This window comes from Bacillus sp. FDAARGOS_527 (assembly GCF_003812125.1).
Taxonomy (GTDB): domain Bacteria; phylum Bacillota; class Bacilli; order Bacillales; family Bacillaceae_G; genus Bacillus_A; species Bacillus_A paranthracis.
The window spans coordinates 174,630-195,875 of sequence record NZ_CP033795.1 but is presented as its reverse complement, the minus strand read 5'-3'; the positions used below and the strand labels follow the sequence as shown (position 1 = coordinate 195,875).

The 21,246-nt window shown below is 36.1% G+C and carries 20 protein-coding genes and 1 riboswitch; of the genes, 10 read left to right on the top strand and 10 right to left on the bottom strand.

Annotated elements, in window-relative coordinates; all coding sequences use genetic code 11:
- Window positions 1–13: 13 nt before the first annotated feature.
- Complete coding sequence (locus EGX95_RS03335) at window positions 14–1,474, top strand: YheC/YheD family endospore coat-associated protein (protein ID WP_000658078.1); 1,461 nt, start codon at window positions 14–16, stop codon at window positions 1,472–1,474.
- 16 nt (window positions 1,475–1,490) lie between these two features.
- Here EGX95_RS03335 and EGX95_RS03330 read toward each other — a convergent pair whose 3' ends face one another.
- Entirely contained in the window at window positions 1,491–1,736 is a 246-nt protein-coding gene (locus EGX95_RS03330; RefSeq protein ID WP_000510471.1) for a hypothetical protein, read from the bottom strand.
- A 356-nt stretch (window positions 1,737–2,092) separates the two neighbouring features.
- Between EGX95_RS03330 and sasP the strand changes: the two genes are divergently transcribed.
- Window positions 2,093–2,296, top strand: a complete 204-nt coding sequence (sasP, locus tag EGX95_RS03325; RefSeq protein ID WP_000013338.1) for a small acid-soluble spore protein, SasP family — start codon at window positions 2,093–2,095, stop codon at window positions 2,294–2,296.
- A 51-nt stretch (window positions 2,297–2,347) separates the two neighbouring features.
- Here sasP and EGX95_RS03320 read toward each other — a convergent pair whose 3' ends face one another.
- The 5 genes from EGX95_RS03320 to EGX95_RS03295 all read right to left on the bottom strand — a co-directional run bounded on the left by EGX95_RS03320 (window position 2,348) and on the right by EGX95_RS03295 (window position 8,622).
- Window positions 2,348–3,082, bottom strand: a complete 735-nt coding sequence (locus EGX95_RS03320; protein WP_000623601.1) for an amino acid ABC transporter ATP-binding protein — start codon at window positions 3,080–3,082, stop codon at window positions 2,348–2,350.
- A 28-nt stretch (window positions 3,083–3,110) separates the two neighbouring features.
- On the bottom strand, window positions 3,111–3,809 hold the full coding sequence (locus EGX95_RS03315) for an amino acid ABC transporter permease (RefSeq protein WP_002091752.1): 699 nt from the start codon (window positions 3,807–3,809) through the stop codon (window positions 3,111–3,113).
- The gene (locus tag EGX95_RS03310) at window positions 3,796–4,593 is read right to left on the bottom strand and encodes an amino acid ABC transporter substrate-binding protein (RefSeq protein ID WP_000732854.1); all 798 of its coding nucleotides are present in this window, start codon (window positions 4,591–4,593) and stop codon (window positions 3,796–3,798) included. Before EGX95_RS03310 ends, EGX95_RS03315 begins: the two co-directional genes overlap by 14 nt.
- Window positions 4,594–4,864: 271 nt before the next feature.
- Complete coding sequence (locus EGX95_RS03300; RefSeq protein ID WP_000116632.1) at window positions 4,865–6,865, bottom strand: ABC transporter ATP-binding protein; 2,001 nt, start codon at window positions 6,863–6,865, stop codon at window positions 4,865–4,867.
- The gene (locus EGX95_RS03295; RefSeq protein ID WP_000493203.1) at window positions 6,862–8,622 is read right to left on the bottom strand and encodes an ABC transporter ATP-binding protein; all 1,761 of its coding nucleotides are present in this window, start codon (window positions 8,620–8,622) and stop codon (window positions 6,862–6,864) included. Before EGX95_RS03295 ends, EGX95_RS03300 begins: the two co-directional genes overlap by 4 nt.
- 589 nt (window positions 8,623–9,211) lie before the next feature.
- On the opposite strand from EGX95_RS03295, the gene gapN reads away from it, so the two are divergent.
- On the top strand, window positions 9,212–10,651 hold the full coding sequence (gene gapN / locus EGX95_RS03280; protein WP_000213613.1) for an NADP-dependent glyceraldehyde-3-phosphate dehydrogenase: 1,440 nt from the start codon (window positions 9,212–9,214) through the stop codon (window positions 10,649–10,651).
- A 51-nt stretch (window positions 10,652–10,702) separates the two neighbouring features.
- Here gapN and racE read toward each other — a convergent pair whose 3' ends face one another.
- Window positions 10,703–11,530 (bottom strand): glutamate racemase, encoded by an 828-nt coding sequence (gene racE, locus EGX95_RS03275; RefSeq protein ID WP_000109641.1) that lies wholly within the window; start codon window positions 11,528–11,530, stop codon window positions 10,703–10,705.
- 200 nt (window positions 11,531–11,730) lie between these two features.
- Window positions 11,731–11,913: riboswitch (Lysine riboswitch) on the top strand.
- A gap of 147 nt (window positions 11,914–12,060) precedes the next feature.
- Between racE and EGX95_RS03270 the strand changes: the two genes are divergently transcribed.
- The 4 genes from EGX95_RS03270 to EGX95_RS03255 all read left to right on the top strand — a co-directional run bounded on the left by EGX95_RS03270 (window position 12,061) and on the right by EGX95_RS03255 (window position 15,969).
- Window positions 12,061–13,485, top strand: a complete 1,425-nt coding sequence (locus EGX95_RS03270) for an amino acid permease (protein WP_001186314.1) — start codon at window positions 12,061–12,063, stop codon at window positions 13,483–13,485.
- A gap of 60 nt (window positions 13,486–13,545) precedes the next feature.
- Complete coding sequence (locus tag EGX95_RS03265; protein WP_000021411.1) at window positions 13,546–14,745, top strand: ABC transporter permease; 1,200 nt, start codon at window positions 13,546–13,548, stop codon at window positions 14,743–14,745.
- Between the two features lie 266 nt (window positions 14,746–15,011).
- A complete protein-coding gene (locus EGX95_RS03260) occupies window positions 15,012–15,527 on the top strand; it encodes a type 1 glutamine amidotransferase domain-containing protein (protein ID WP_046952052.1) in 516 nt (171 codons plus the stop codon).
- A 238-nt stretch (window positions 15,528–15,765) separates the two neighbouring features.
- Window positions 15,766–15,969 (top strand): hypothetical protein, encoded by a 204-nt coding sequence (locus tag EGX95_RS03255; protein WP_001063869.1) that lies wholly within the window; start codon window positions 15,766–15,768, stop codon window positions 15,967–15,969.
- A gap of 44 nt (window positions 15,970–16,013) precedes the next feature.
- Here the strand turns inward: EGX95_RS03255 and EGX95_RS03250 are convergent, their stop codons facing one another.
- Window positions 16,014–17,270 carry an MDR family MFS transporter gene (locus tag EGX95_RS03250; protein ID WP_000508193.1) on the bottom strand — a complete coding sequence of 419 codons (1,257 nt, stop codon included), beginning with the start codon at window positions 17,268–17,270 and terminating at the stop codon, window positions 16,014–16,016.
- Window positions 17,271–17,354: 84 nt separating this feature from the next.
- Between EGX95_RS03250 and EGX95_RS03245 the strand changes: the two genes are divergently transcribed.
- Window positions 17,355–19,115: an SgrR family transcriptional regulator gene (locus EGX95_RS03245; RefSeq protein ID WP_000569514.1), complete on the top strand. Its 1,761-nt coding sequence runs from the start codon at window positions 17,355–17,357 to the stop codon at window positions 19,113–19,115.
- A gap of 72 nt (window positions 19,116–19,187) precedes the next feature.
- Here EGX95_RS03245 and EGX95_RS03240 read toward each other — a convergent pair whose 3' ends face one another.
- Together EGX95_RS03240 and EGX95_RS03235 are read right to left on the bottom strand one after the other, a co-directional pair.
- Complete coding sequence (locus tag EGX95_RS03240) at window positions 19,188–19,736, bottom strand: NAD(P)H-dependent oxidoreductase (RefSeq protein WP_000789166.1); 549 nt, start codon at window positions 19,734–19,736, stop codon at window positions 19,188–19,190.
- A 19-nt stretch (window positions 19,737–19,755) separates the two neighbouring features.
- The gene (locus EGX95_RS03235; protein WP_000538346.1) at window positions 19,756–20,295 is read right to left on the bottom strand and encodes an ester cyclase; all 540 of its coding nucleotides are present in this window, start codon (window positions 20,293–20,295) and stop codon (window positions 19,756–19,758) included.
- A 168-nt stretch (window positions 20,296–20,463) separates the two neighbouring features.
- Here EGX95_RS03235 and EGX95_RS03230 point away from each other — a divergent pair, with 168 nt between their 5' ends.
- Entirely contained in the window at window positions 20,464–20,808 is a 345-nt protein-coding gene (locus tag EGX95_RS03230) for a winged helix-turn-helix transcriptional regulator (RefSeq protein ID WP_001059467.1), read from the top strand.
- Between the two features lie 56 nt (window positions 20,809–20,864).
- Window positions 20,865–20,999 carry a hypothetical protein gene (locus EGX95_RS30895; protein WP_001992992.1) on the top strand — a complete coding sequence of 45 codons (135 nt, stop codon included), beginning with the start codon at window positions 20,865–20,867 and terminating at the stop codon, window positions 20,997–20,999.
- The last annotated feature ends 247 nt before the right edge of the window (window positions 21,000–21,246 follow it).

Below are 21,246 nucleotides of genomic sequence, written 5' to 3'. Positions count from 1 at the left end.
GGGTAAGTCTATTTTGAAAGAGCACATATATACGTTAAATATTTCAGATGAACATCCAAATAGTATTACTTTACCTTATATTTTTTCCATCACACCACCAATTACATCCCTTTCCTTCGGCCTACGCCATGTTGCAAGTGAAGAGGTAAAAATTCATTATTCCTTTACTCGCGAAATCATTATTGGAAAACAAATTGCAGAGAAACTTTTACTGCCTCATTCCACTACTATCCATGCATTCACACAAAACCAAACGATTATTTTCGGACCATTAATCGGGATTTTCACAACTGGTTTTAACGATGACGCTTCTAATCCTTTAGGGAACCGTTCAACTTCTCTTGGCGAGTTACTAACGCCACCATTCACCTTACGACCATTTGTATTCGTTTTTGGTGTGCAACATATAGACTGGGAAGACGAAACAATTGAAGGGTATTTCTTTCATGAGGAAAAATGGATAAAGAAAAAAGTCCCTTTACCGAATGTCATTTACGATCGATTACCAAATCGGAAAGCCGAAAATTATAAACCGATCGTAAGAGCAAAAAGAAAGTTAGAGCATGACTATGCGATTCCATGGTTTAACCCAGGTTTTTTTAATAAATGGGAAGTGCATCAACTTCTTATGAAAGATGAATCCATTATGCCGCTATTACCAAACACAGAAACATTTCAGCACTTCGAACAAGTGGAACGATTTCTCGGAACGTATAAATCCATTTATATGAAACCGATTCATGGTAGCTTCGGTAGAAACATTCATCAAATATTTTATTCCCAAACAGAGAATTGCTACTACTGTCGTTATCGCGAAAATGAAGAAAATAAACTAAGAAAGTACCAATCATTAGAAACACTTCTGAACCATGTGTTAAAAGGACATGATTTAAAAAAGTTTATCGTACAACAAGGTATCTCCTTGCTACGCTTCGATGGGCAGCCTGTTGATTTCCGCATTCATACAAATAAAAATCATTTCGGCCAATGGATGGTCAGTGCAATCGTCGCAAAAATTGCTGGCAAAGGTAGCTTAACAACGCATGTAAATAGCGGTGGCGATACGAAATTGCTGCAAGAACTTTTTCCTGATTCAACGAAACAAATTCAAATTGAAAATAAATTAAAACATACAGCCTTACAAATTAGTTACGCACTCGATGAACAAGTAACCGGAAATATTGGAGAAATCGGTTTTGATATCGGTTTAGACACGCAGGAAAACCCGTGGCTCTTTGAAGCAAACTCTAAACCTGGGCGAACTGTATTCCAAGATGCCAAGTTAAAAGAACAGAGTGAACTAACGCGCCAATTATTTTACGAATATGCCATCTACTTAACTGAACATTCTTTGCGCGATACAAAAGAAAAAATGTCTCAAATAAAATTAGAGACTTCCTCAAATAACGAGCATATCCCGTCTCCTATGATTCACTCACAAATACAAAAACAAAAACTTCCACCTCATTCATAAGGTGGAAGTTTTCTATTTACACAAGTTTTACTACAAACTCTGTTTCCACGTTACATACTCCGCAATAAAAAATATGATTGCAATATTCATTTGAATTATTATATGTCAATCCATCTACTGCACTTAATAATTCTTGGTCCATATACGCACTATAATCGTCTATGTAATCTACAGCCTTCCCATAATCTTGGAGTATACTTTGGCAATTTTGACAAGAATATGTTTGTGATTCTAATGCGTTGCAAAGCGGGCAAATCCCCATCACGATTCCTCCATATAATTGTATCTAGCTATGTATAGGAGCAGCTTGCCCCATTCTTACTTACATTTACCTCAAAATAGCAGGATACAAAAAGAAAAATATATTTCATATCGCTCTTAGTTTAGCCTTCTTTCTAAAAAATACAACGATTACTCTTATTTCATAATTTACGAAATCACTAAGATTTTTTTACAAAATTTACAAATTATTATTTCGTATATCTTTCTAGGTAACATCCATACTATGAGTACAAACTTAATTACCGATGGATTAGCGCCAAACGGGGCGATAATCTGGTTCAACTCCAGCTAGTCCAACCAAAAAAATTTTTATAACTCTAAGGAGGATATATTCCTATGGCAAACCAAAATTCTTCAAATCAATTAGTAGTACCAGGAGCAACAGCTGCAATCGACCAAATGAAATACGAAATCGCTCAAGAATTTGGTGTACAATTAGGAGCAGATTCTACAGCTCGTGCTAACGGTTCTGTTGGTGGCGAAATCACAAAACGTCTAGTTGCAATGGCTGAGCAAAGCCTTGGCGGATTCCACAAATAAATATATATGGCAAAAAGGTCTCAAGGCATATGCCTTGAGACCTTCCTTCATTTATTGCAACATTTGTAAAAACTTCTTCGTACGTTCTTCTTTTGGATTTGTAAATACATCTTCTGGTGTACCTTGTTCGACAACGACACCGCCATCCATGAAAATAACACGGTTCGCAATTTGATGTGCAAAGCGCATTTCATGCGTTACAATGACCATTGTCATGCCTTCTTTAGCAAGCTCTTTCATGACCTTCAGAACTTCTTGAACGAGTTCAGGATCAAGCGCTGACGTCGGCTCATCAAATAGTAACACTTCTGGTTCCATTGCAAGCGCGCGAGCAATTCCAACGCGCTGTTGTTGTCCGCCTGATAATTGGAACGGATATAAATCCACTTTATCTGCTAGACCCACTTTTTCAAGGAAATAGTTTGCTTTTTTCTTCGCTTCTTCTTTCCCCATCTTTTTCACTGTAACGAGCCCTTCCATTACATTTTGAAGTGCTGTTAAATGCGGGAATAGATTATGGTGCTGGAATACCATACCTGTTTGCGTACGAAGGTTGACAATATCTTTCTTCGTTACTTTTTGAGAGAAGTTAAGCTCTTTATTACCGATACGAATATGACCAGCGTTTGGCGTTTCTAATACGTTAAGGCAACGCAGGAATGTCGTTTTACCAGACCCAGACGGCCCAATAATAACAACAACCTCGCCCTTCTCAACTGTTAAATCTATATGCTTTAGTACGGTATTATCTCCGAAACTTTTTTGTAAGTGCTGAATTGAAATCATAAAAACAAAAACTCCTTTTGTAAAAGGATTATTTTAATGTGTAGCGTTCTGAACGCTTTTCTAACATCTGTTGTACGATTGATAATAAGAAACAAATAACCCAATAAATAAGACCTGCTTCGAAATAAACAATTAAAAATTCGTAGTTCATTGCCGCAATTTCCTGTGCTTTTCTGAACATTTCTGTTACTAAAATTAACGATGCTAATGAAGTATCTTTCACTAAGCTAATAAATGTATTCGAAAGCGGCGGGATTGATACGCGCGTTGCTTGCGGTAAAATAACACGTTTTAACGCTTGTGGGTATGTCATCCCAATTGTATAAGCAGCTTCCCACTGCCCTTTCGGAATTGAAAGGATAGAAGCACGAATAATTTCAGATGCATACGCACCGACATTTAATGAAAATCCAACGACTGCTGCTGTATATGGCTCAACTTCAATATTAAGAGTTGGGAGACCATAGAAAATGATAAATAACTGTACAAGAAGTGGCGTTCCGCGAATGATAGATACATAGATACGAGCAATCCATTGTAAAATACGACTACCTGAAATACGTGCAAGCGCCGTTAACGTTGCCAGTATAAGACCGATAATAAATGTAATAAGCGTTAATGGAATTGTCGTAAAAACAGCTTCCTTCAGCATAGGCATGAAGGAAGTCTGCATAATATCTATCCAAGTAGACAATCGATCTGAAATCAATGCACTACTTAGATACATTTTCACCAAACCATTTTTTCGTTATTTTGTCATACGTACCGTCTTTTTTCATATCTTCTAACGCTTTATCTACTTCTTGTACAAGCTTAGTGCTACCTTTACGGAATAAGAATCCACTTTCTGAAGCTTCTTTTTCTGTATCTACAATTTTAATTTTCGCATCTTTTTTCGTTTCTAAATAATTTAACACTGATAATTTATCATTGATTGTGAAATCAACGCGTCCTGAAGCTAATAGTTCTGCTGCTTGGCTAAATCCTTCTACACCAACGATTTCCGCACCATTTTTCTTAGCGATATCTGCATAGTTACTTGTTAAAGATTGTGCTCCTTTTAATCCTTTTACATCAGCAAATGTAGCAGGTTTATCTTTATCTTTTGCGATAACTAATGCCGCTGAAGATGAAATGTATGGTTTAGAGAAGTCGTATTTCTTTTGACGATCTTCACGAATACCAACTTCGTTTGCAACCATATCGAAACGTTTTGCATCTAAACCAGCAAGTAAGCTATCCCATTGCGTTTCTTTAAATACAGGTTTTACACCTAAACGTTTTGCAACTTCTTCTGATAGTTCAACGTCAAATCCAGTTAATTTATTGCTTGAATCGTGGAACGTAAATGGTGGGTATGTACCTTCTGTACCAATTACAAGTTCACCGCTTTGTTTAATCTTTTGTAACGCGTCTTGACTAGCTGTATCTTTTTTCTCTTCTTTACCGCAGCCGGCTACAATCCCGATCGCTAATGTAGTTACTGCAAGTACTGAAAATAATTTCTTCATGATGGTAATCCTCCAAGTATTCTGATAGGAATTTAAAAACTATATTGATTGTATGCAATCTTGAACAATTTTTCAATGAAAATGTTCTTATTTAGTTTATCCTTTTTCTTCATAATCAAACAAAAAGGAAAAATAATGCTACATACAAAAAATAAGTAACATTTTTTAATATAGCATTTATTGTACGAAAGGTAAAATAATACTTCTTATTTAATTGCCGTGATTCACTAAAAAAGAACTTGTGAAAATCACAAGTTCCTCCCCATACCTATTAAGCGCTCTGATTCCCTTCCATTTGCGTTTTGTACATATCGTAATAACGCCCGCGCTTTTTCATTAATTCATCATGAGACCCTTTTTCTAAAATCGTCCCTCTATCAAGCACGATAATTTGATCTGCACTTTTAATTGTTGAAAGACGGTGGGCAATAATAAATGTCGTTCTTCCTTTTTTCACAACTTCTAGCGCTTGTTGAATCATCGCCTCTGTTTCTGTATCGATACTAGATGTCGCTTCATCTAAAATTAAAATGGCTGGGTCAAAAGCGAGCGCCCTAGCAAACGATATAAGCTGACGTTCTCCGGTTGAAAGTGTACTTCCTTTCTCCGTAATTTCTTCATTTATATTGTTCGCAAATCTTTCAGCACCTACATCACGCAATGCTTTTACGATGCGCTCTTTTGAAATATTTTCATTTTCTAAACTAACATTAGATGCTACTGTTCCGCTAAATAAAAATGGATCTTGCAGTACAATTCCCATATGTTCACGAGTTGCTTGTTTCGGCATCTCTTTTACATCATGACCGTCAATTGTAAGCTTTCCTTTTTCAAACTCGTAAAACTGAAAGAGTACATTCATAATGGAACTTTTTCCTGAGCCAGTATGACCGACAAGTGCGACTGTCTCGCCTTGTTTCGCTTCAAATGAAATATTTTTTAACACTTCATCTTTTCCATTATAAGAAAACGACACATTATCAAACTTCACATTTCCTTGTAAGCGAGGTATACGTTCTTCTTCTACTGCTTCCCCTTTTTCCTCTAATAATTCAAAAACACGTTCTGATGCAACGCGCGATTGTTCTAAGTTAGCAAGCTGATTCACCATATTTGTAATCGGTGAGAATAATCGTGTTAAATAATCAACGAACGCATATAGTATCCCTAGAGAAATGACGCCTGTAGCACTTAATGAAGCACCACCGAAATACCAAATCACACCTGTGAAAGCGATATTTCTTAATACACCTACTAAGTTATGAGAAGTTGCTGCATTTAAATTTAAAATTTTATTTTGATACTTAAAATAATCACCATTTAATTCTTCAAACTCTTTTTTCGTTTCACGCTCTTGACGGAACGCTTGAATAATTGGCATCCCTTGAATGGATTCATTCACTGTTCCGTTAATATCAGATAAACGAGAGCGCATTTTATGATTGTATACAGACGCATACTTTCTATAAAGAATTGCCCAAACAATTAAGATTGGGATAATAAGTAAACATAATGTCGCCAATTTTACATCGAGTAAAAATAGCGCAGCAAATATCCCAATAATATAGATGATACTAGAAACGAATGTTGCCAGCACCGTTACATATAAATCACGAATGGCCTCTGTATCATTCGTTACACGCGACACAATTTTCCCTGCTGGTAAATGATCGAAATAACGAATTGGCAACGTTTGAATATGAGAAAAGACATCTTCCCTCATAATTTGAATAATTTTGTTCGCTGCTTTCTGCAAGAAAAATTGCTTTCCGTATGCAAATAATGAAACGACTACTAATAAAGCAAAATAGCCTCCACCAAGTAATAATAGTCGGTTTATTTCTGGTTTATAAAACGCAAACACTTCTTCTTTCGTTAATGCTTTCGCTTTATACACTTGCACCGCCTTACCGTTTTGAACGGTAATCATATCACCTTTTACATTCCGCGACCCTTCCACATTCACTTTATTCGGTACAAAATAATATTGAAAACCGACTTGCATCACGCGTACTTCTTTTCCTTTTTTCTCACCTTCTTGGAAGCGATCGCTTCGCTTATAAAAGGTGCCATTATACGAAACAGCCTCTTCACTCTTTTCTGTTTCATACCAAGGTTTCTCTATTCCAACGATATGATCGTCAATCATCGTTTTCGCGACGAAAGGACCAGCAAGCTCTGCGATGACGAAAATAAATAACATTAGCATCGCTGCAAAAATTGTTCCTTTTACTTTCATCGCATATTGAAACAATCGTTTTGACACGCTCATATTTTCACCCCACTATCCGCACTTTCACTTTCACCTTGTTGTCTTTCAAACTGCTCCGCATACCAGCCTCCCTTTTGGATAAGCTGATCATGCGTACCTTCTTCCATTACTTCTCCCTCATCCATCACGAGAATCCAATCCGCATGTTGTACGGCAGATAAACGGTGCGTCGTAATAATCGTCGTCTTTCCGCTTCTCTCTGTTCTTATATTTTCAATAATCGCCGCTTCCGTACGAGCATCAACAGCTGATAAAGAATCATCTAAAATTAATATTTCCGGATTTTGAATAACAGCTCGTGCAATCGAAATCCTTTGTTTTTGCCCTCCTGATAAAGAAACACCTTTCTCTCCGACGAGCGTTTCTAACCCTTCTGGTAAAAACTCTAAGTCTTTTTTAAACGCTGCAATTTCAATCGCTTTCTCGAGTTCCTCTTCAGTCGCTTCCCTATTTCCGAATAAAATATTTTCCCTCGCTGTTTTTGAGAATAAAATATGTTCCTGCGGTACATAACCAATCCACCCAAGCACATTTTCATTCGTCATTTGATCTAATGTCACATCAGAGACTGCAATATCTCCATCTCCAAGCGGATATTGGCGAAGAAGCTGACGTACGAGCGTCGTTTTTCCGCTTCCTGTTTTTCCAACAACACCAAGCGTTTCCCCTTGTTTTAATGTAAACGAAACCTTTTTTAAATTTGTTTCAGTTGATGAAGGATATGAAAAGGTAACATCATCAAACTGAATATAATCCGGCTCTTGTACAAGCTTTGGATGTTTCGGATCCTTTACATCTGGTTCATACGCTAACGTTTCATTTACACGGTCGAGTGACGCATTTCCTCTTTGCATAACATTGATTAATTCACCAATTGCAAACATCGGCCAAATCATCATCCCTAAATACACGTTAAATGAAACAAGTTCACCAAGTGTCACCTTTGATTGGAATACAAGATATGCGCCATACACTAAACCAATTAAATAACTAAGACCGACAAGCATTTTCACAGTTGGCTGGAATAGTGCATCAATTCTAGCTACTTTCATATTCTTTTCGTAGACATCATCTCCTAAATGATGAAATCTTTCTTGATCTGCATTTTCTTGTACGTATGCACGAATCACGCGCACACCAGCGATTGACTCAAGTACTTTATCATTCATATCACCGAACGCATCTTGCGCAACTGTAAATCTTTCATGCAATTTCTTTCCATATATATTCATCGCATACGCCATAATTGGAAGCGGTATAAGTGCCGCAAATGTAAGCTCCCAACTAATTGTAAATCCCATCATAAAGACAATCGTAAGCATATATAAACTCGAATCTACGAGCGTTAATATACCGAAACCAGCTGTCATAGCGATTGCTTTTAAATCATTTGTCGCTCTCGCCATTAAATCACCAGTACGATTTTTTTGATAAAAAGTCGGCGTCATCTTAAGTAAATGCCCCATAAATTTAGAGCGCATCGTTTTCTCAAGCACGAATGCACCGCCAAACAATTGATGTTGCCATACGAAAGTGAGGCCATATCCAACTATCGTAACCCCAATTAAAATAAGAATAGACTGTATAATAGCTTCGTTCGATAACGTTCCTGTTTTTATATTATCTATCGTAACCCCTAACACTTTCGGGGGAATAACTTCAACTATATTCACAATTAAAAGAGCTCCAATGGCGATACTATATCTCCTCCAATGCTCTTTAAAAAACCACTTTAACTTTAGTAATACTGAAAACAATGTAATCTCTCCCTTCTCGTTCTCGTTTACCTCTCATTTCTCTATCCACTATCCAGACCCATCACATTTACATTTCGTAACCCATACAATCTCATCACATTTTTCCACCTTCCAAAGTTTTATTTAGTAACATGGAAAATAAACAAAAAAAAGCATACCGCCGCTTGACGATATGCACAAAAATGCATAAAAGCGTACGTTACGATATACGCAACGTACGCTTTTTATAAGACAAAAATGCCCTATATATCCGCACGGGTTGCGTAATGATATAAATGTTTTCTGCCATTTAACAGAGCTAAACCCATTACATTTACGATTACAATCATTACGCACACCCCCTTCATTTATTTTCCATTTATAATCTTATAACTTTATTGAGTATTCTGTCAATTGTTTTTTTACAAATTGAATAAAAATATATGATCCATCATTTCGAAATAAGGGAATGTTCTGTAAGAAAGGGCATACAAAATAAAAACTTCATAAGAAATCGTTTTCACAAATATTTCATTTGAAAAATGTTATCAAACCCCATACAATCACCTTATACTCACTCTTACAAGTTGCTATTTTAGGAGGACTAATCATGACAACTAGCAATACGTACAAATTTTATTTAGATGGAGAATGGAGAGAAAGCTCTTCAGGAGAAACAATCGAAATTCCATCTCCATACTTACACGAAGTAATTGGACAAGTACAAGCAATTACTCGCGGAGAAGTAGATGAAGCAATTGCATCTGCAAAAGAAGCTCAAAAATCATGGGCGGAAGCTTCTCTACAAGATCGCGCAAAGTATTTATATAAATGGGCTGATGAGCTCGTAAATATGCAAGATGAAATTGCCGATATCATTATGAAAGAAGTCGGTAAAGGATATAAAGATGCGAAGAAAGAAGTTGTTCGTACAGCTGATTTCATTCGTTATACGATCGAAGAAGCTTTACATATGCACGGAGAAAGCATGATGGGCGATAGCTTCCCGGGCGGTACAAAATCAAAACTTGCAATTATCCAACGCGCACCACTTGGTGTTGTATTAGCAATCGCACCATTTAACTACCCAGTAAACTTATCTGCTGCAAAACTTGCACCAGCATTAATTATGGGTAACGCTGTTATTTTCAAACCAGCAACTCAAGGTGCAATTAGTGGTATTAAAATGGTGGAAGCACTTCATAAAGCTGGCCTTCCAAAAGGTCTTGTAAACGTAGCGACAGGACGTGGTTCTGTAATTGGTGACTACTTAGTAGAACACGAAGGCATCAATATGGTATCGTTCACAGGTGGTACAAACACAGGTAAACATTTAGCGAAAAAAGCTTCAATGATTCCACTTGTATTAGAACTTGGTGGTAAAGACCCTGGTATCGTTCGTGAAGATGCTGACTTACAAGATGCTGCAAACCATATCGTAAGCGGTGCATTCTCTTACTCTGGTCAACGTTGTACAGCTATTAAACGTGTACTTGTACACGAAAACGTAGCAGACGAGCTTGTTGGCTTATTAAAAGAGCAAGTAGCTAAACTATCAGTTGGATCTCCAGAACAAGACAGCACAATCGTTCCATTAATCGACGATAAATCTGCTGACTTCGTTCAAGGTTTAGTTGACGACGCTGTAGAAAAGGGTGCAACGATCGTTATCGGTAACAAACGTGAGCGTAACTTAATTTACCCAACATTAATCGACCACGTAACAGAAGACATGAAAGTTGCTTGGGAAGAGCCATTCGGCCCAATCCTTCCAATCATCCGTGTTTCTTCAGATGAGCAAGCAATTGAAATTGCTAACAAATCAGAGTTCGGTCTGCAAGCAAGTGTCTTCACTAAAGACATTAACAAAGCATTTGCAATTGCTAACAAAATCGAAACTGGTTCTGTTCAAATTAACGGACGCACAGAGCGCGGCCCTGACCACTTCCCATTCATCGGTGTAAAAGGTTCAGGTATGGGCGCACAAGGTATTCGTAAGAGCCTTGAGTCTATGACACGTGAAAAAGTAACTGTATTAAACTTAGTTTAATCTTATATGTAGAAGCTGATCTTAAATTAGATCAGCTTCTTTTTATACAAATTAGTTCACTAGTTGTTTTTCCATAGGTAAATTCACACATTTTACAGAAATTTGATATCCTAGCCATCTCTCCGCAATATGTTCAAATGATGAAACAGAGCCTGTTGTAAAAAATTGATGCTCCGGATTCAAATTGTCAGACAGAATTCCTTTGTGCTGCAAAATTGTGCTTAACTCTATCGCTGTTTCTTCCGCAGAACTAATAATCGTTACATCTTCTCCTAGTTCCTTTTTAATATAGGACTCTAAAAGTGGATAATGCGTACATCCGGGAATTAGCGTATCTATATCTTCTTTCGTTAATGGCAGTAAAGCTTGTTTCACTTGCTCGGTTACATATGCTGTATCTTCTAATTGATTTTCTACAACTGTAGCTAAAGTCGGGCACGCATGACTATGCACTTTCAAATATGTATCAAGCTCATGCAATGCTTTTTCGTACATATTAGATTTTATCGTACCTACAGTTCCAATTACTCCGATTTCCCCTTTCTTTGTCACTTTAATTGCCGCTCTTGCTCCTGGATGTATAACGCCAATAACCGGAATAGAAAGTGCTTCTTGCAGCGCGGTCAATGCAGCCGCTGCAGCAGTATTACATGCTACAACTAGAGCTTTTAATGGAAACTGTTTGAGGAACTCAACCATTTCAAATACGAAAGATTGTACCTCTTCTACACTTCTTGGCCCATACGGACAACGCTCATTATCACCAATATAATAAATGCTCTCTTTAGGCAATTGTCTTATAATTTCTCTCGCAACTGTTAATCCCCCAACTCCCGAATCTAACACACCTATTACTGAATGTTTATGACATACAGACATATACTTCATCCCCTTTTCAATCATCTAGCGCTAATAACATTTATTATATTATGAAAATTCAATGTTGCATAATAATCCCTCTTACTTTTAATAACAAACTCTTCTCTATAATCTGATTATTACTATATCCATTGACGTATAAAAATTCATTTGTTACTCTTAAATACGTTAAATTAATATTTAAATCCTCATTCGTATCTCGGTGAGGTAGAGGTTGCAGTCATTAAGAGTATCATTTCAGGAGATGTAGTGGCATTGATGAACGAATGAGAAAGGAATGATTGCCGAAGTAAGCCCGTGTCCACCATGCACGCTTGCTGGGTCTGCATTGAATAAGTGCAGAACTGTCACAAACGTTTCGTTTGTGGAGAGCTATCGAGAGGTATGTCGTGGGTTTCTTATAAGATAGAAAGCATGTAACGGCAAATTACGTGCTTTTTTTGTTTTGTTTGGGACTTCTCTTCCTGACTCAGGAAGACATACATATCTCCTCGCTTGACTTGGTTATACTAACTTTGGAGGTATTTTCTATGCAACAAAAAAAATGGGGCTTTTGGGTACTAACAGCTTTCGTTGTCGGTAACATGGTTGGCGCTGGTATTTTCATGGTGCCAAGTACGTTGGCACAAACAGCAAGCCCTCTCGGTGTCACTTTAGCTTGGTTAACAACAGGGTTTGGTGTTTTAATGCTAGCTCTTGTTTTCGGTAATTTAGCAATTCGTCGTCCTGATTTAACGACAGGACCACAAAGTCATGCATATGCTTTATTCTCAACACCAAAAAAGAAAAAAATGGCTGGTTTCAGTATGGTATGGGGATATTGGGTTGCAAACTGGGCAAGTAACGTTGCCATCATTACATCATTTGCGGGATATTTATCTCTCTTCTTCCCGATTATGAAAGATACACGACTACTATTTTCAATCGGTTCTTTTAATGTAGAAGTCGGAAAACTAATTACATTTACGATTTGTTCCATCTTACTTTGGGGAACTCATATTATATTAACAAACGGTGTAAGCGGAGCTGGAAAGCTAAACTTCTTAGCAACAACAACGAAAGTAACTGGATTCCTATTATTCATCGTCGTTACGTTATTTGCATTCGAAGCTTCTAAGTTTGGACAATGGTACACACCGATGATCGATAAATCAGGTGTATCACATGGCCTTCTTTCACAAGTAAACTTAGCTGCTCTTACGACGCTTTGGGCATTTATCGGAATTGAATCAGCGGTTCTTTTATCAAACCGTGCTGTTTCTCCAAAAACGGTAAAACGCGCAACAGTTGCGGGATTACTTATTACAGTTGCGATTTACTTAGGAATTACCATTTTAACAATGGGTGTACTCCACATTGATACATTACAAGCTTCTGAACGTCCTTTAGCAGACGCACTAAACGCTGCAATGGGTCATGGCGGCGGGAAACTGATGGCATTACTTGCTCTTACTTCCCTATTCGGTTCCATCTTAGGCTGGATTTTATTAAGCTCAGAAGTACCATATCAAGCAGCAAAAGAAGGTTTCTTCCCTTCCTTCTTCACAAAAACAAACAAAAAAGGAAGTCCAATTTATTCATTACGATTAACAAACATTATGTCGCAAGTGTTCTTATTCTCAACATTATCAGGGACTATTGCGGAAGCTTATACATTCGTTATTACGGTATCAACACTAGCCTACCTCATTCCATATCTCGTTTCACCAATCTTCCAGTTAAAACTAGTCGCAACTGGTGAAACGTATAAAAATGAAATGCGGGCAAGAATTACAGATGGTATAGTCGCAGTTATCGCACTTTGCTACGCATTATGGGTTATTAAAACGGGTGCATCCGATATAAAAACGTTCCTTCTCGGAATTGGTTTATTCGTAATCGGCTTTGCCTTCTATCCATTAATGAATCGTGATCAGAAAAAAAATAACGAAAAGAAAAACGGGCAAGTTGCATAACGCAATTTGCTCGTTTTTTCTTTTGTAAAACATATATAATAGAACAAAGAGGTGAAAAACATGTCAATTGAATCACTATGGAGCAGCCGCTTCCAACAACATATGCAAAATATCATTACATACTTTGCACGTATGATTAACGGTTTACTATATAGCTTTATCTTTATTTCATGCGTTGGTGCATACTACTATGCTCAGTTTCTAAAAGCATCTCCTTCTAAAGGAATATCTTTACTACTCATCACGATTGTACTTACATTCATTATAACGAGATGCCCGATCCGTACATTTATTCAAAAACCTGATGCTGTCTATTTACTAGCACTAGAAGAGAAATTAACATCTTATTTCAAAAAATCTCTTCTATACAATTATATCATTCAGCTTTTCCCATTATTATTTACGTTCCTTATTCTCGTTCCACTTGCGCTACAATCATTGCAAGTAACTGTACCTTTCTTATGTACAATCTTTATCGTTTTAATGATTACGAAAGCTTGGAACATGTACATACATTGGATGTGGCGTGATAGTCATGAAAACGGCATATGGTTCATTATTCGTATTACTTGTAACGCACTCATCATTTACATGTTGTTTTACTCAGCAAACATTCTCATATTAGGCGGATTACTTTTACTGCTTGCTTTCCTGCTTCTATATACGAAAAAGCAGCCTACAAAACGAATACCGTGGGATTACATAATTGAACAAGAAGAAAAAATGAACGTTCGTTTTTATCAATTTGCTAGCATCTTCACCGATGTTCCGCAACTAAATAAGCAAGTAAATAAAAGAAAATGGCTTACAACTTGGATTGAACCTTTATTACATAAAAAACGAGCAACTTTCTTCTATTTACATACACTAGCTTTTTTACGCGGGAATGATTATTTCGGTATATATATTCGTTTAGGATTGATCGGTGCCTTCGCCTTATATTTTATACCAAACATATACGTAAAAGGCGCTATCGCATATATCGTTCTATATATGATCTCTATGCAGCTCCGTTCCCTATGGAAATATTTTTCGGGAAATATTATTGCAGCATTATATCCAATTCATACTGAGAAACGAATGAATCAATTTCTTCACTTAATCTTTATATTGCTAAGCATTCAACTCATTGTATTTTCAATTGTTATACTCATTGCTACAGGTCAATTTTTACATAGCCTTATCATTATGATTATCGGGTTACTTTGGATCAAATTTATTATTGTACCAAAAACGAAGCAACGCGTTCCCTCGTTTTAACGAAAAGAATTATCTTAAAAGCTAAGGAGAGAATAAATTCTCTCCTTAGCTTTTTATTTTTCCTTCTCAAACAAGAATCACCGGCACAATCGATATTTTTATAATTTTCACATAAAAAATGATAATACATGTTTACGTCCTAATAAAAAGGGTATGTATTAAATTAACAAGGGAAACGAACTGGGGGGATTAAATAAATAGACAATACGACGCATTGCTCAAAGACGATTCTGGAACCGATAATATAATGTAAGGAGCGGATGAGAATGAGTAAAAAAATTGCTATTTTAATAACGGATTATTTCGAGGACACAGAATACACAGAGCCAGCAGAAGCTTTTAAACAAAAGGGATATGAATTAACAACTATTGAAGCAGAAAAAGGTAAAACGGTACACGGTAAGCAAGGAAAAAGTGAAGTTGTAATTGATAAAGGTATCGATGATGTTTCTCCAGAAAACTTTGACGCACTCTTCATACCGGGTGGATTTTCCCCAGATATACTTCGTGCAGATGAGCGTTTCGTTCGCTTTAGTAAAGCATTTATGGATGCGAAAAAACCTATTTTCGCTATTTGTCATGGACCTCAGCTACTCATCACTGCACAAACACTTGAAGGACGCGATGTGACTGGATATAAATCCATTGAGATCGACTTGAAAAATGCCGGCGGAAATTTTCATGACAAAGAGGTTGTCGTATGCCAAAATCAGCTAGTAACAAGTAGACAACCTGAAGATATCCCAGCGTTTATTGAAGAATCATTGCGTATACTAGGATAGTTACTATAGGTTAGCCAAAATAGCTGTTTAGCTACTTTGGTTAACCTTTTTATTTGTATGAAAAATAAAAAGGAATGTCATTTTTAATGACCTACGGATTCCCCCCTTCTTCGTCCCCAAATTTCTAATCACTTTTCATAGGCAGTTCTCATATAGTGAAAATGACTATATCATTCCTATCCATAAGTTAAATCATGCTTTTACACATATATAAATACAAAAGATGGGAGCCTTATTTATGAATAACAATCCACCTTCAACGCCCCCAAATCCAACGGAAACGAATACTAATGAAGTAACCTTACAAACGTTACGTGTCATCGGACTTATTGTACTGATTAGTGGCTACATATTAGTCACTCTTTCTGAAGTAGGAACGTTAAAAAATCTTTTACTACAACCGAGCACCACTCCAAATTTAGCTGAAGTTGATCCGTTTTAAAAGCCATATGAAAAGCGATTTCTAGCATCGCTTTTCATATCGTTTTATCCAATTTGAGAAACCTCCTCCTCATACTTCTCTCTCCCAATCGCCTTCATAAATAATAAAATACTGCTCATACCAACGATAAAGTACAGAGCACTCATGCCCCAAGATGCGATAAATGAACCTAGCATAACACCCAATGCCCCGTTCATTTTTGCCACTTGAAAGACCATTCCATTAATCGCCATATATGAACCTCTCGCCTCATTTGGTACCATATCTGCCATAATAGATTGACGCACTGGCACATACATCATCTCGCCTACCGTTTGGAAAAGCCCTGCAATTAATAAAATCCATAAACTATTGCTCGTTCCGAGTATTGTAAATCCTATTGTATAAATGAATAAGCCTACATATAATATTTTCAAATCGTTGAAGCTTTTCAGCATTTTAATAAGAAGTGCTGAACATAATACAACTAAAATTGTATTCTCTGCAGAAATCCAGCTCAGCATGCGAATACCTGTTAAATCAAACGTAACACCATTCCCGAATAAAAAGTGCACCGTTTCAAATTCCTTCTGCAAACGTACTCCTAAATAATTATTAATCTGAAACTCTAACGATAATGTACATATACTTGCTGCACAAAAAATTAAAAATGCTTTATCTTTCATCACAACTTTATAACTATGTGCCATATCTTTTAATACATTTTTCTTCTCTACTGTTTTTCTAGCTACATACACCTCTTCCATATATACAGCCATCACATATAAAGTAATAATTGCAACAAGCGTTAATACGATAAACAATTGTAATCTATAGTTTTCAAATAGTAGTCCTCCAAATATCGCGCCAATTGCAATGGATAAATTAATCGCCCAGTAGTTAATGCTGTACATCACTTTTCGATTTTCAGGTGTACTTACATCAATTAACATTGCCTCTGTCGCAGGGTTCATAAGTCCAGATCCTAAACTATTCACTAACATAAATATAAATGTTAGCCACGGTGAATCTACATAATCGGAATTCGCAATCCCCATACAAGCGATGGAAATGACTTGTATACTTTGACCGATAATCATTACTTTTTTACGACCGAGCCGGTCTCCAACATATCCACCGTATAAACCAATTACTAATGAAGCTATGACATTAATAAGTAGTAACGCACCAGCAATCGCACTACCTAACTTTATTGAAAAATAAATCGCCATAAATGGAAAAATCATCGTGGATACAGTACGTGTTAAAAACGAAGTTATAATTCTAATTTTTATATTTCGATGCATACTCCAAAATCCCATTGTTTCCCCCTCCTTACGCTTACTTATTTTACTTTGAAAAAAAGGAAGAAAAAGGTTAGAATATTCTAAAGAGTTTCCCCTTTTATGATAGAAGGAAGTGTATATATGAAAATTATGGACTATTACATTAGACTAAGACTACATGCACAAGATCAACAACATATGCGAAATAGCTTACAAGAATTAGCAGATGTTTTATATTGCAGTACGAAAAACGTAAAGATTTTATTAAAGAAAATGAGTGAGGAACAATTAATTAGCTGGACTCCAGGGCGAGGACGTGGAAATAAAACAGAAATTCTATTTATACATAATTTCGTAGAAGCGATTGAGTCCTATACAGATGAACTGTTAGCGCAAGAAAAATTAAAAGATATCTTTCTTCTTTTAAAAGAACCCCTACCCCTTGCACTTCAAAAAAAGATAGAAAATAAACTACATCATCATTTTGGATACGAACCTTCAAATGATATGTACGACATATTAAAAATTCCTATATCGAGAAAGATATTCCCCTTAGATCCGGCTTTTGTGGCTGTAACTACAGAGAGCCATCTTACGAATCAAATTTTTGATACGTTAGTCGTTTATAACGATGTTACGGAAAAAATGGAACCACACATTGCGCATACGTGGGAATTAAGTGAAGACGGGCTGACGTGGACTTTTTATTTACGAAAGGACATTCATTTTCATAACGAAACAGTTTTAACTTCTAAAGATGTACAATTTTCATTTGAAAGACTAAAGGAAGTTCACTCTCCTTTCGAATGGTTAACAGCAGAAATTGTTCAAATTGAAACACCATCACCACTGCAAATTCGATTTCATTTAGCAAAACCAAATTTATTTTTCTTACACTATGTAAGTTCCATACAACTAGCAATTTTGCCGCGTGATGCAGTTATTCAAAATCACCATTATATAGGTACTGGACCTTTCAAACTTTCTCATTACTCTGAAGATAATATCGTACTCGAAGCATTCTCTCATTATTTTAAAGAGCGCGCTTTATTAGACCGTATTGAATTTTGGAGTATTCCTGATCATGTGCAAATCGATGCTGATTATGAACTACCAAATGAAGAAGAAAATGAAAGGCATGATATACAAATAGAAGAAATAGGTTGTATTTATGCTGGCTTCAACTTTACAAAACCTGGTCCCCATCACGACATTTACTTTCGAAAGGCTTGGAGAGAACTATATGATGTTGAAACGATACTTCGTAGCATAGAGGGTAGACGAACAATTGCTGCATCAAGCTTTTTCCCTGAAAGAAGTCGCCAAGCTTCTAAAAGGTCTTACTCTTTAGAAAAAGCGAAAGAGTATTTAAAAAAGAGCACCTATAATGGAGAGACGATACATATTTACTTCTTCGCATTTAAAGATAGTGCAAATGATGCATATTTCTTAAAAGAACGATGTGAAAGTTTAGGTATACAAGTAGAGCTTCACCCATTTCTCGTTTCAGATTATATGAACCGTTCTATCGATCAACATGCCGATATTATTTTCATCGGAGAAGTGTTTGCTGCCGATCATGAACTTGCATTTTTAAATGTATTTAAAAATAAAAGTTGCTTTGTAAACCGGTTCATGGACCCGCACTATGAAAAACAAATTAACTGTTTGTTAGATACATTTTTATTAGAAGAAAATAAAGAAAAGCGCTACGAGCTCATGTATGAGATCGAAGAATTTTTACAAACAGAACACATCATTTTATTTAACTATCACGTTTTAAAAAGAAAGACATACCCTTCTTCTTTAAAAAACGTAACAATTGATTCATTCGGTTGGGCAAATTTTGCGAAGTTATGGATACAGCCATCCATGTCTTAAAATGCGATTCATTATAAAAGGAGAAGGTACTACATCCATAGTAGTACCTTCTTCACATACAAATATAAACTATTATTTAATTACTTCATCTAAGTGATCTTTCAAGTTCAATAAATATTGTTCAATATCCGGATTCTTCACCACATCATAACAAGCAAAACTCTTTAACGGACTCATCCCAAGAAACTTCTGCACGCGGTGTAAATGACTAAGCGTTGATTCTAGACTTTCCCCTTCAAAGAACTTCGTCTTATCTCCAAATGAATTTTCAGGTGCATTCCAAGTTGTAGAGAACATGTACTCTTTCTCTGTTAATAAACCACCTGTTCCGTATTCATCTGCACCTTTAAAGAACAAACCGTATTCATATACTTCATCCATATACGTTTTAAATAATCCTGGAACACTAAACCAATAAATCGGTGTTTGATAAATCACAACATCAGCCCATAAAAATTTATCTTGTTCTTCCTTTATATTGTATCCATCTTGAATCGTTGTTGTTTTCACTTGATGGTTCTCGCTTAATACCGTCACCATATGATCCACTAATGTTTTATTTAATCGTCCTTCCTTTGTACCGTATTTTTCATGTCCATTTATAATAAATATATTTTTCATCGTTTTTCTCTCCCCTACTCTATTCCTCGTTTATTAACCCAAGTTGCTGTTTCAACGTAAGATTATCTTCTAAATGCCAGTCTTCCGTAATCTTTCCGTCTTTCACATGCAAAATATCTATTGCAGAAAAGCTAATATTTTTACCGTTATGCGTTCCTGCAAAAGAAAGACGAGCTGTTACTTTATCACCAACAACCAATAAGTCTTCAATCTTGCAATGTATATCAGGCACAACTTTACGAAAATTTTGTGCTGCAAACTTTAACCCTTCAATGCCTTGTGGTCGCCCTTTTGGCAACGTATTATCGAAAAAATCTTTCGTAACAGTCTGCGAAAGAAGCTCCTCTTTACCTGTATCCCAAAATGCATAAAAACGCTGCGCTGCATGAACCATTTCGGTCGCTTCCATTTTACTTAGTGAAGGATCGATTGTCATTGTTTTTGCCTTTGGCATTTCTTTTAATAACTGTACTTCAGTTTTTCCCTCCACGCCACATGCTACAAGCACAATACAAATAACAAACAAACTAAGAAATCCAAACAACTTTTTTACCCCCATGAAAATCACCTCCCCCTCATCTAAACCCTTTGTATTTCATATTGCTATTGTATATGCACTAACTTCCTTTATAGAAGTAGTGATATTTTTTTCATATAGTTACCAAAAGTATAGTTTTGTGATACTATAAAGCAAATTCATTCAAAAAATTTTATGGAGGCTAGTTCCATGAACAATATAGATCCAGTTGAATTAACGAAAGGTTTACCTGGCATACCTTGTCCCATCGCTAAAACGCTTGATGTAATTCGTACAAAATGGACGTTTTTAATCATTCGCGACCTTCTTATCGAAGGAACATTACGCTTTAGTGATTTACAAAAATCAATGGATGGGATTAGTCCGAAAACATTATCGCTTCGACTAAAAGAATTAGAAGCACAAGGCATTAGCATTATCACTAGAAAAGTATATCCAGAAGTTCCGCCTCGTGTAGAGTACACATTAACGGATAAAGGAAAGCAATTAGAGGGGATATTTATTGAATTAAAACGGTTTGGATTAAGTTTATAAACCAAAAAACCTTACCATTGTTAAACAGGCTATAATTAGAAGTAATTATAGCCTCTTTGAAACGTAAGATTAAAAAGTTAACAGAAGAGAAGAAACAATTACGTGAGCAATTGAAGATTGCTTATGCAGATATATACAAAAAGAATTTAGAATATGAGGGGGAACTTTGTCCACCTTTATTCTGTCACTAAGTAGCGTATAAATTTATATTTTATTAGTTTATCTTCACACTATTAAACGTCTCCATATGTGTGCATCAACTTAAGAATTCAGAATTACCCCAAAATGAAAAAAGAACTTTTTGTTACAAATTAACACAAAATGAAAAAAGAACTTTTTGTTACAAATTAACACAAAATTTCGTTCTGGAGATGATCACGAATAATAAAGTTATTGAAAAATAATAAAGTCGTTTAATTTATAATAAAATCATGTAAA